An 11,483-nucleotide genomic window follows, 5' to 3' on the forward strand; every position below is an offset into this window, starting at 1 on the left:
GACTAAATTTCTATGGCAACGCCTGTTGAAAAATTTGATAGCTATACAATGAATTATTCAATGTAAATTATCTTTTCTATTGCACCAAAACTTACATATTTAATGAAAATTTGGCTGCTGGCAAACAGCAGGCTAATGTTGTCATTCATACAAGATTAATAAGTTTGAATTTATTAACCCTAAAACAACAAACAACCTCAGGAGAAAATGGCTAAAAACGAATCTACACCTGCTCTAAAAATTATTCCCTTGGGCGGTTTACATGAAATTGGGAAAAATACCTGCGTTTTTGAATACGATGATGAAATCGTCTTATTAGATGCAGGACTGGCTTTCCCCACCGAGGCGATGCACGGAGTGAATATAGTTCTCCCAGATACTACCTATCTGCGGGAAAATCGCCACAAAATTAAAGGCATGATCGTAACTCATGGTCATGAAGACCATATCGGGGGGATTGCTTTCCACCTCAAACAATTTGATATTCCTGTAATTCATGGGCCAAGACTCGCCATGGCCATGTTAGAGGGGAAATTGGAAGAAGCTGGAGTGCGCGATCGCACGGAATTAAGAACAGTCCTTCCCCGTGATGTGGTCAGAATTGGCAAACACTTCTTTGCAGAATACATCCGCAACACCCACTCCATTGCTGATAGCTTCACCGTTGCTATTCATACTCCCTTGGGTGTGGTGATTCACACAGGGGATTTTAAAATTGACCACACCCCCGTTGATGGCGAGAAATTTGACTTGCAACGCCTCGCAGAACACGGCGAAAAAGGTGTACTTTGTCTGTTAAGCGATTCCACTAACTCCGAAGTACCGGGATTTACCCCTTCGGAAGCGGCGGTTTTCCCTAACCTAGATCGAGTATTTGGTCAAGCCACTGGGCGATTATTTGTCACTACCTTTGCTTCCAGCGTGCATCGCATCAACATGATTTTGCAACTGGCTAAAAAGCATAATCGTGTGGTGACAGTGGTGGGGCGTTCCATGCTGAATTTAATCGCCCATGCCCGAAATCTGGGTTATATCAAGTGTGAAGATAAACTGTTCCAACCCTTGCATACAGTTCGCGGTCTTCCCGACGAAAATGTGCTGATTCTCACGACAGGTTCGCAAGGTGAGACAATGGCAGCCATGACCCGGATTGCCAATAAAGAACACCCCCACATTAAAATTCGTCAGGGAGACACAGTTGTCTTCTCGGCTAACCCCATTCCTGGTAATACTATTGCAGTCGTCAACACCATCGATAAGTTGATGATTCAGGGGGCAAAAGTTGTTTATGGAAGAGATCAAGGTATTCACGTTTCTGGCCACGGCTGTCAGGAAGAACAAAAGCTGATGATTGCCTTAACTCGACCCAAATTCTTTGTACCATTCCACGGTGAACATCGAATGCTGGTGAAACACTCCCAAACAGCGCAGAAGATGGGTATACCGCAAGAGAACATGGTGATTATTGAGAATGGGGATGTGATCGAACTGACGGAAGACTCCATTCGTGTAGCCGGGAAAGTACCATCAGGTATTGAATTGGTCGATACTACAAGCTCTGGTATGGTGAGTGCTAAGGTTCTCCAAGAACGGCAACGCATGGCAGAGGAAGGAATTGTGACTATTGCCGCCGCTATTGATTGGCAGGGTAAACTCATGGCCAAGCCAGAAGTTCATCTGCGGGGTGTGGTGACAAGTGTAGATAGAACGCTAGTACAAAAATGGGTGCAACAGCGTATTGAAGAAATTCTCAATGTGCGTTGGTCAGAGTTTGTCACGGGAGAAGGTGAGAAAGCAGACGTAGATTGGGGTGGATTGCAAGGGACTTTAGAGCGAGAATTGCACCGTTCTATTCGGCGGGAATTGCAATGTCAGCCTTCTGTAACTTTATTGATGCAAATCCCCGATGAGCCTCCTGTGAAGGTCGCTGATGGTAGAAGACGACGGACTCGGACTGCTGCTCAAGTAGCTTCATAAGCATAAGGGAAGACCAAAAAATAAATTATCCGCAATTGATAGTTGGGTAGGGTGCGTCAGTATGAATAATTTCTGAGTATAGTTAGGTTCTATTGCACTGACGCACCCTACAGTTTGGATATTTTTTTATCTGGAAGTCCCTAAGCTCACGCATTAGGCGCAAAGACGCAGAGAGTATCTGAGGGTCTTTGCGCTTTTTTGTGAGATTTTTGTAGTTGAGTCTCTCAAACTACTGCCAAGAGAAGGAAGTCGGAATTTTGTAGAAATGGTAATTTAGAATTTGAGCTTTTAGCAACTAAATAACCTGTCATTTTTATGAGTCGTTCCGCTTGCCTTATTTTTAACCCGGTGGCTGGACAGGGCAATCCAGAGTTGGAATTGGCGCAAATTCGGGCAATATTAGAACCGGAAATTAATTTAGATATTTACCTGACAACAGAAGATATTGGTGCGGATGAGTTAGCACAAGCAGCAGTCAAACAGGGAGCAGATTTAATTATTGCTTCTGGAGGGGATGGGACTTTATCGGCGGCGGCGTTGGCGGTGGCGGGTACGGATATTCCCTTTGGCATTATTTCACGGGGAACGGCTAACGCTTTTGCCGCAGCTTTAGGTATTCCTGATGCTATTGATGCGGCTTGTCGGATAATTTTACAGGGAATCACCCGTGATATAGACATCGCCTATTGTAATGATTTGCCGATGATTCTATTAGCAGGGATTGGTTTCGAGGCGGAAACTGTAGACATGGCAGATAGGGACTCTAAAAAACGCTTCGGGATGATGGCGTATATCCTTGCTGGTATTCAACAGCTTAGAGAGTTAGAAATTTTTGATGTCGAGATTGAAACCGAAGATAAAATTATTAAAACTAGTGCTTCAGCAGTAACGGTGGCTAATGCAGCACCCCCAACTTCAGTGTTAGCACAGGGGCCGGCTGGAGTTATTTACGATGATGGATTACTAGATTTGACAATTGTAGCACCTAATAGCAAAGCGGGAGCGATCGCAGCTACCTATCATCTGTTTCAAACCGCCTCTGCTGGAAACGCCGCCGAACGAGATGATATTGGCTATTTACGAGCTAAACAATTTAAAATTACAACTGATCCGCCACAAAAGGTAGTAATTGACGGCGAAGTAGTGGCGACAACACCAATTGAGATTAAATGTGTCCCCGCAGCTTTAAAGGTATTTGTCCCATCAGTACCTGAAGAGAAACTAGTAGAGAAACTAGAAGGACTACCAAATTTAGAGATTGAAATTAAAAAGGAGTGCTGATTGCTGTCAACAGGGAATTTAGCACCGGCTAAACGCCGCGCTACCGCTAACAGCACGGGCTAAACGCCCCGCTATCGCTAACACCACTCAGCACCGGCTAAACGCCGCGCTACCGCTAACAGCACTCACCACTCAAAAGGAGTAAATACTATTGAAACTCGTCCAAGATCCGGCAATAGCTAAAAAAATCCGTAAGATGCAGCAACGGGTATGTTGGCAAGACTCGTTAATTTTAGAACGGAATATTGATCAAACTCGTCTAGTGCTGGATGACGGACAAGCCGATGAGAGGGATTTCTCTTTTTTAGTTGTGGGTGATAGTGGTTCTGGTAGACATAAGGGACACAACCCCCAACGACAGGTAGCAGAATTGATGTTACCCCACCATCAAGAATGTCGCTTTTTGCTACACACAGGAGATGTAATTTATTTGGTGGGTTCGAGTGAATACTATCGCCAAAATTTTATTCAACCTTACCGAGAATTACTTGTGGGTGGAGAGCAGCCTAAAAAAGTTGCTTACGACGAGATGGTGTTTAAGTTACCAGTTTTCCCCGTCCCCGGTAATCATGATTACTATGAATTACCGCTATTGTTGAGTTTGCTATCGGTGTCAACTTTACCGATGCGATACATATTGCGATCGCGCTTAAATATTGATATTGGTTTGCATGGTTCAGGGGTGGGGAATGCTTACGCTAAGGCTTTTCTCGACTATCTCCAAAGGTTTAACCTACCAGGAGAATTACCCCGCCATTTAGATCAACACTACACTGCTACCACCGACACAGGCCGCGCTCTTGTCTATCAACCAGGATATTTTACCCGCCTACCTAATCGATATTACACTTTTCGCTATGGTGGGATTGATTTTTTTGCCCTTGACTCCAACACATTTAATCAGCCGCAGCCTTTACCAAAAACCAAAAAAGGTGACAGCGATCGCCAAATCTTAGCCAGTCGTCAGCAAGATTTAGAACGGGAGAAGATGGAAATTATCGAATCTGCCGCGAAATTAAATGGAGATAACCCCAACGAAGCCGAACAATTAGACGATTTTCACTATAAATTATCCCAAATTGAGGAAATTATTGTTGATATCGACAAGCAGTTAAATACTGATCAAGCACCGCAGACTGACACCGAACAATTAGACTGGCTCAAACACAGATTAATTGCATCTTGGCATAACCCAGAAGTACGAGGGAGAGTCATTTACTTTCATCATCCGCCCTATGTGACAGAGGCGACAAAATGGCAACAGGCGCAGACTTTAGTAATTCGCAGCCGTCTGCGTGGGGTACTAGATGCAGTAGCTCAAGAAATAGGTGCGCTCAATCAAGGGCGACCTTTGGTAGATTTAGTCTTAAATGGTCATGCCCATTGCTTAGAATACCTACAAACTGTAGACACGGGACACGCTGATGCTAATATCAACTGGCTGGTTTGTGGCGGTAGTGGTTATAGTTTGCGTCGCCAGCGCACAGAGGGAGGAGATTTAACTGAAACCTTTGGGACTGGAGAAAGATTAATAGCGCGATCGCATCTTTTTCTTGGTCGTAATGGACAAGGTTCACAGAAACGCCGTCCTTATTCTTGTGTACGAATTGATGTCAAAGGCGATGAGCGACCCCAGTTTATTATTCGTCCTTTAGTCGCAGAATGGTATCAGCGTCAATGGCATAATTATGAGCTAACACCATTAATTCTTTAATATTTTCACCGTAAATTCACTCAAGAAAACAGTAAAGCTCGGCAGCAAGCCCAAGCATATCTGCAAATGATTAATCAAGCCTGTAGAGACGGTGCGATGCAACGTCTCTACTTTGTTTTACACCAGAGACAGGGAATAGACCTGACCATCAATTAATAGTCTGGTAATACCCTTGGCTTGTAAATGGGTGCGAGCCTTATGCAGCATCTTACTATCAGGAACTTTAATCACGCGATCGCGTTTGGTAGAAAAGCGTTTAGCAACTCGGTGATTATCAAACACAGGTAGAGTTCTTTGCTGGTTTTCCAGGCTAGGAATTTGTCCTAAATCACCAAAATCCTTGAGTGGTCTGGTAATTAATTCCGAGGAGCGATCAATTACCAAATAGCAAGTTTTGGGTAAAGCTGCTACCGATAATGGTAAGACTTGAACTGGTATTTCTCCTGTCCTACGTCTACTTACAAGAGGTCTTGGCTGTTCAAAATAATCTTCGTCCTCCTCGTAGTCTTCATCGTCGTCTAAATCGTCTTCTAAATCCTCCTCATCGTCCAAATCTTCAGACTCGTCTAGCAAATCTTCTCCCAGCATTCTGGCAATAGCCGTTACGTCAGATTTGTCATCATCGAGTAAAGGACTAGCAATACTGGCTATTTCCTGCGGCTGTTCTACTGGGATTTCTAATTGCTTGGCGACTATTGGCTTGGGCTTTGGTTTTGCCTCTACTTCCGTGACAATGCGTTTCCGCACCCTTTTTACAGGATGGGTTTGCTTGTCTTCCTCTTCTTGGTCTGGTGAGGCTACAGGTTGTTCTACCTGCCTTGGTTGCTCAACTTCAGGAGATTTTAAACGTGGTTTCTCCTGGCTTTTAGCGGGTACTTCCGGCTCTGGTTGAACAAAAGCAGGTACTTGTTCATAACTGACTTGCGCTCTGCCTTCAGGAGTCCTAGCCGCACGTTTTAATGAAACGAGGTATTCGTACTCATCTTCTGGCAAGGTACTTTTTAGCAGACGGCTAATTGTGGAGTTACTCACGTCATAGCGTTCTGCTAAAGTTGAGGTTGTTTCCGCAGTCTCTCGATATAGTTTGAGAATTTCTTGTTTGTCAGGATTTGTTAGTTTTCTCACGGTAGACACCAATGTTTTCTATGCTCGTTTTCTTGTGCGCTCCCGCCTAGTCCGGCTTAATGATGCGTCATATTCTAGGGCTGCGCCCATACCAAATAACACTCCACTAAACACCCAAAACACTTCTAAGATTTCTCCACTTTGATAATTGGGACCCTGGGCGTATTTAAACCACATATCTGCAATGTAGAGCGAAAACGCGGCCGCTGCAATCATTCTCCAGGATTGGGCAACTCGCCCCCCCCAAAAAGCTAATAGCAGAATGGTCGCGATAATTAACAGCAGTACATCGCTAACTATGTAAAACCAGTTCAAAACCACTACTAGCAATTCTTCTGATTTGTTGGTTTGCTGCATAGAAATCCACCAAGCCAACAAACTACCAAAGACTCCAATTGCTAAGACAACTAGCCATTGCCATTTTTCTAGATTAATTCGCCTAGCAGCTACTGCTAAAATCATGCCTACGCCTAGGGATATATAACTTAATACAAAAAACACGTCGCCAATAGACGCATCCGGTTCATCTTTTAAAACTATTTCCGTGTACCCAAAAAATATCCCTCCTAGGACATACGAAATCATACCTATAGCAATGGCCAGCCAGACATTTCGATTACTAACAATCTGTTGACTACGCCAATTCCTTAAGCATAAAATCCCAGCACCCAGATAAGCTAGCCCTTCAAAAATATTTGTACCAATTACGTACCACTCGGCACGGGTTTCTACACCATCAGATCCAGGAACTTTGGCACTGAATAATAAAAAGTATAGCAGTGCCAGCACACCCCAGCCAATACTAGCCAAAACTATTTTCTGGGTAGTGAACAGGGATTTGCTCAAGGGGGGTGAATTTTTGTAAGAACTATTCATAGGATTTAACTAAATGCACTCTGGTAAAATTTTGATGTGCGATAACTTCTAGATTCACAATTATGAATAAATAGCAACTATCTATAGTTACTTGTTTTGCAACAAGTTCTATGCTATTGCCACAGTTTACTCACGGAAGATTGACTTAGCCAAGATATAAATAGCGATCGCTCTCCTTCGGGCATATCCTGTAAGTAATTGGCTACTTGATGGGCAAAATTGGCATTACCAAAATAAGTTTTCCCTAATTTATGTAGTTCTTGTAAGAAAATTACTACATGATTCTCTTTCCAGGGAGGAAGTTTGGCGGATTCGAGGGGATTATTAGCTACCCAGTATTTTACCGCTTCAATCGAAGCCGTCTCAGGAAACTGCTGCTGTTTTAAGACTTCTGCAATATCTTTTTCAAATAATGAAGCTTGCTTTGTCCCCAAGAACTCTTCAATATCCATGTGAACGGCTTGCAACAGCAAAATACTAGCCTGGACGAAAGTGCCGTTTTTGCTATGTCCACCAGTATCATTACCTATTTGGTCTAAGCGTACCTTACCCCAGACGCTAAAGCGTTCCGGTTCTTCCAGCAACACGCAAGCCTTACCCCGATGATCGGTTAATTCTCTCCACAAGGTTCTTGCTTCTTCTTCTTGGCCTGCTTTGAATACACTAATCAAGCGAAAAGTCTGCCCCTGATAATTGAGAATCGGCACTTGCTGATCCTTTTTTGGGTGCTGAATGCTTGATATTTCAACATCCTGCCGTTTCAAAATAAACATGGCACTAGCAAATAACTCCTCACAGGGGCTTTGTAGATATGCGATTTATAATCTGATTTGGCGACATCGCCAAGAGTGCGATTACTTACGTGGTGTAGGTTGAGTAGCCAACCCGCAGGCGCGTAGCCCATAAGCTATCCTAGGCAGTCAAAAGAGGCAGGGGAGCAGGGAGCAGGGAGCAAGGGAGAAAACTGAGACAGAGCTTGTACTCATACCCATGCTCCGCTTCTCTACGAGACGCTACGCGAACGCTCCGCGCTCCAGGAGAAGGGCTTGTTCCCCCTGCTCCCTGGCCCCCTTCCCCTCTGCCTCTTCGGTGACGCAATCTCGATCAGAGGCTACGCCAAAGCCATCAACAGGCAAATACCCTCCCATCGACCACATAATATAACTAATTAATTGCCGCTTTGTGGACTTTTCAGTCTAAATTGATTAACTTGCACCGAGTATCTTAGGCTTGCCAGTCGTCAATCTCCAATTTTTTGATTGCTTATTAGTAGAGGTAACGATATAATCATATATATGGCTCTCAAAAAAGCCTGAGTTTTTACTTGGGCGCGTAACTCAGTTGGATAGAGTATCCGCCTTCTAAGCGGATTGTCGCAGGTTCGAGCCCTGCCGCGCCTGTTTCCAGTAAATATGAACCTTCAAAGTATCGGCTCAATAAGTAGGGGTAGTAGAAAAAATAAAGTCAGCGAGGGACAAGCAATATCATAAAATATGACACATGACGCAAAAGCTAGATTCGAGTAAAAAATTGGGAGAAGAGATACTGCAAACCATCGAGCCAAAAGGAATTGCAGATGAATCAATGCGTCGGACAGTAGAAATATTACTGAACCTAATAGAGCAATTGCAAGCAGAAGTCAAAGAATTACGAGATGAAAATCAACAGTTAAAAGATGAAAACAACCGCCTGAAAGGAGAAAAAGGTCAACCAGACATCAAAAGCAGCAAGAAAGGATTTGCCAACAATCACTCATCAGAAAAAGAACGACAGACTCTAAAAAAGCACAACAAAGGCAGTAAGAAAGCGACAGTTAAAATAAATAGAGAACAAATATTGGAATATCCCCAGGACAAACTGCCAGCAGACGCAGAGTTTAAAGGCTATCAAGAAGTAATCATCCAAGACATCACCTTGGGAACGGACAACGTATTATTCCGTAAAGAGAAATACTACTCACCTTCAGTGGGAAAAACCTATTTAGCAGAACTGCCTTGCGGTTACGAAGGAGAATTCGGTCCGGGAATAAAAGCTTTGGTGATGAGCCTATACTATGGGGGCAACATGACCCAAGGCAAATTATTAGAGTTTTTAGAAGATATTGGGATATCCATATCAGCCGGATATTTATCGAACCTACTGATTAAAAACCACACTGATTTTGAAAGCGAGAAAGATGAAGTATATGCGTCGGGACTAGAGAGCAGTCCTTGGCAAAACTTCGACCAAACTGGTGCGCGGGTGGGTGGGGTGAACTATACCACTAATGTAGTCTGCAACCCTTTCTATACAATCTACCTGACCACTGCCAAAAAAGACAGATTGAGTGTAGTAAAAGTATTGCAAAATGCCACAGAACTGGAGTTGATTCTCAATCAACTTACAGACAATTTAGTGGAGACTTTCCAAATCCCGACTAAATGGAAAAATGCTCTTAAACTATTACCTCAAGAAACTGTGTTGAGTGAAGCAGAGTTTAATACTCTACTTGATACATATCTACCCAAACTAGGTTCTCAACACCGGACTCGGATTATAGAAGCAGCAGCGATTGCTTTTTATCATCAACAAACTGATTGGCCAGTGGTGCAAACTCTCGTTTGTGATGATGCTCCTCAGTTCAAATTACTGACTGATAATATCGCTTTGTGTTGGGTGCATGAAGGACGACATTACAAAAAGTTGACCCCTTATGTTGCTTGTCACCAAAAAGCTCTTGATAAATTCCTGGATGATTTCTGGGATTACTACCGAGACTTGCTGGCTTACAAAGATGCACCCAGTCAACAGATGGCAGAAAAACTCCGGTCTGAGTTTTGGAAACTTTTCGATACTCAAACCGGTTATCAACAGTTGGATGAGCGAAAACAATTAACGCTGCTGAAAATTTCGGAGTTGCTTTTAGTCTTAGAGCATCCTGAATTACCTTTGCATAATAATCCGGCGGAGTTAGCTGCTAGGACAATGGTGCAACGGCGTAATATTAGTTATGCCACTCAAACTCTAGAAGGTACTCAGGCTTGGGATACTTTTATGTCTCTTGTTGCTACTACTCGTAAGTTGGGAATTAGCTTTTTTGAGTATATCCGTGACCGGATTTCTCAGGTTGGGAATATTCCTTCTTTAGCAACTATTATTCAGGAAAAATCTGCTCTCAATCCTTTTGGTTTTTCATTGATGACTGAAGAACTCCTTACCCCGGAATATTGAGGGGATACCCTTCAAAGACTTTTTTACGCACACACATATTTTGCGTTACTTAATTTATTTGAAGTAACAATTATTTACATTTATTAAGAAAAATTATGCAGTTTGCATAACTTACAACTTACTTTTAGCTGCTTCTTGTTGCGCTGTCTCACTATATTTTCTATAAAGTTGTGTACGAATTTTCGCTTCTTGATAGCGACTGTAATCTGGTGATACTCCTGCCATTAAATCAGAAGCTCTTTGCCACATAGCGGCTAGTTCCAACCATTGTGTTGAAGTTGTAGCTGTTTTACCCGCAGCAGAAGCTTGATTAGCAATTCGTACTGCTTCGGCGAAGGAATCTTCAGATTTATCGCTTGTTGATTTCGTCTGGCTAGTATTACCTATAGCAGAATTACGGCTATTTTCTAGTTGCACCAAATTTTTCACTTGTTCGCCAAATTGGGCAGAAATTATCCAACCTAGTGATAACAATAAGCAAAAACCTAGTGCTGATTGCCATTTAAATTTTGATAATTTTCTGGGTTTATCCTTGTGAGTCAGTGGTGATAACTCAGGTAAATTATGTTGTCCGAGTTCTTGCGCTGCTTGAAAATCTTTAATTAATTGCTGGACAACATTTGGTTGAGCCAGGGTAATTTCTTGTGACCAGAGTAATTGATTTTCGCGCTCAATTTCTGTCAACCACAATAATTGCTGTTCCCGAACAATCCGACTATTAATATTGACGCGGCGAATATTGCGCGGTGCAATGGATTCAAGGATTTGTTGGATTTGTTCTACTAGGCTAGATTGCTCAAGTAGCTCTACTTTAGCCGCCTCACACAACAGTTGTAAGATACCATCGGCAAAAATAGCCCTGATTCTCACACCAGACTTAGTGAGGTTGTCGTTTAATAGTTGAATAATCGCTGCAACGCTACCTTGATGTGCTTGCCAAGCGATATCGTTGATCCGATCTACCATTTGATATGTATTTATGACTTTTTAACCCTGATTTTTTAACTGAATTATAAATTAAGGCTGCTGTTCTACTGAACTTTACCTTGTCTTCGATTTTACGGTTAAAAAGATCAGGTTGCCACATAAAATCTTAAAAATCTTGCCTCTCTCTACTGAGTGCTGAGTGCTGAGTGCTGTTAGCGGTAGCGCGGCGTTTAGCCGGTGCTAAAACAGGGCATATCGCGTTTATACAGGGATGAGCGATCGCTTGCGTAGTTTTAACCCTGTCAGTAGAGATATTGCGATCGCCATGACTCTAACATGACACTCCTCAGTTAGATTAGCTGACTATATTTTA

Annotated in this window: 8 protein-coding genes and 1 tRNA gene; 5 read left to right on the forward strand and 4 right to left on the reverse strand. The window is 42.9% G+C overall.

Annotated elements, in window-relative coordinates; translation table 11 throughout:
• The first annotated feature begins 207 nt into the window (after positions 1–207).
• The 3 genes from L6494_RS01905 (at position 208) to L6494_RS01915 (ending at position 4,972) form a co-directional block, all read left to right on the forward strand.
• Complete coding sequence (locus L6494_RS01905) at positions 208–1,977, forward strand: ribonuclease J (RefSeq protein WP_237991184.1); 1,770 nt, start codon at positions 208–210, stop codon at positions 1,975–1,977.
• A gap of 315 nt (positions 1,978–2,292) precedes the next feature.
• Complete coding sequence (locus L6494_RS01910) at positions 2,293–3,258, forward strand: YegS/Rv2252/BmrU family lipid kinase (RefSeq protein ID WP_237991185.1); 966 nt, start codon at positions 2,293–2,295, stop codon at positions 3,256–3,258.
• 151 nt (positions 3,259–3,409) lie between these two features.
• Positions 3,410–4,972, forward strand: a complete 1,563-nt coding sequence (locus L6494_RS01915; protein ID WP_237991186.1) for a metallophosphoesterase family protein — start codon at positions 3,410–3,412, stop codon at positions 4,970–4,972.
• A 117-nt stretch (positions 4,973–5,089) separates the two neighbouring features.
• On the opposite strand, the gene L6494_RS01920 is transcribed toward L6494_RS01915, so the two are convergent.
• The 3 genes from L6494_RS01920 to L6494_RS01930 all read right to left on the reverse strand — a co-directional run bounded on the left by L6494_RS01920 (position 5,090) and on the right by L6494_RS01930 (position 7,746).
• Entirely contained in the window at positions 5,090–6,097 is a 1,008-nt protein-coding gene (locus tag L6494_RS01920; RefSeq protein WP_237991187.1) for a transposase, read from the reverse strand.
• An 18-nt stretch (positions 6,098–6,115) separates the two neighbouring features.
• Positions 6,116–6,973: a hypothetical protein gene (locus L6494_RS01925; RefSeq protein ID WP_237991188.1), complete on the reverse strand. Its 858-nt coding sequence runs from the start codon at positions 6,971–6,973 to the stop codon at positions 6,116–6,118.
• Positions 6,974–7,086: 113 nt separating this feature from the next.
• Positions 7,087–7,746 carry an Npun_F0813 family protein gene (locus tag L6494_RS01930; RefSeq protein ID WP_237991189.1) on the reverse strand — a complete coding sequence of 220 codons (660 nt, stop codon included), beginning with the start codon at positions 7,744–7,746 and terminating at the stop codon, positions 7,087–7,089.
• Between the two features lie 553 nt (positions 7,747–8,299).
• Between L6494_RS01930 and L6494_RS01935 the strand changes: the two genes are divergently transcribed.
• Positions 8,300–8,373, forward strand: a tRNA-Arg gene (locus tag L6494_RS01935).
• Positions 8,374–8,473: 100 nt separating this feature from the next.
• A complete protein-coding gene (locus L6494_RS01940; RefSeq protein ID WP_237988702.1) occupies positions 8,474–10,183 on the forward strand; it encodes an IS66 family transposase in 1,710 nt (569 codons plus the stop codon).
• A gap of 111 nt (positions 10,184–10,294) precedes the next feature.
• On the opposite strand, the gene L6494_RS01945 is transcribed toward L6494_RS01940, so the two are convergent.
• Positions 10,295–11,149 carry a hypothetical protein gene (locus L6494_RS01945; RefSeq protein WP_237991190.1) on the reverse strand — a complete coding sequence of 285 codons (855 nt, stop codon included), beginning with the start codon at positions 11,147–11,149 and terminating at the stop codon, positions 10,295–10,297.
• Positions 11,150–11,483 lie beyond the last annotated feature (334 nt).

Source organism: Nostoc sp. UHCC 0870, from assembly GCF_022063185.1.
GTDB lineage: Bacteria > Cyanobacteriota > Cyanobacteriia > Cyanobacteriales > Nostocaceae > Trichormus.

Bases quoted from the DNA above. Each gene is read 5' to 3' on its own strand.
- L6494_RS01905 (WP_237991184.1), top strand. From the start codon at position 208: ATGGCTAAAAACGAATCTACACCTGCTCTAAAAATTATTCCCTTGGGC.
- L6494_RS01910 (WP_237991185.1), top strand. From the start codon at position 2,293: ATGAGTCGTTCCGCTTGCCTTATTTTTAACCCGGTGGCTGGACAGGGC.
- L6494_RS01925 (WP_237991188.1), bottom strand. From the start codon at position 6,973: ATGAATAGTTCTTACAAAAATTCACCCCCCTTGAGCAAATCCCTGTTC.
- L6494_RS01930 (WP_237991189.1), bottom strand. From the start codon at position 7,746: ATGTTTATTTTGAAACGGCAGGATGTTGAAATATCAAGCATTCAGCAC.
- L6494_RS01940 (WP_237988702.1), top strand. From the start codon at position 8,474: ATGACGCAAAAGCTAGATTCGAGTAAAAAATTGGGAGAAGAGATACTG.
- L6494_RS01945 (WP_237991190.1), bottom strand. From the start codon at position 11,149: ATGGTAGATCGGATCAACGATATCGCTTGGCAAGCACATCAAGGTAGC.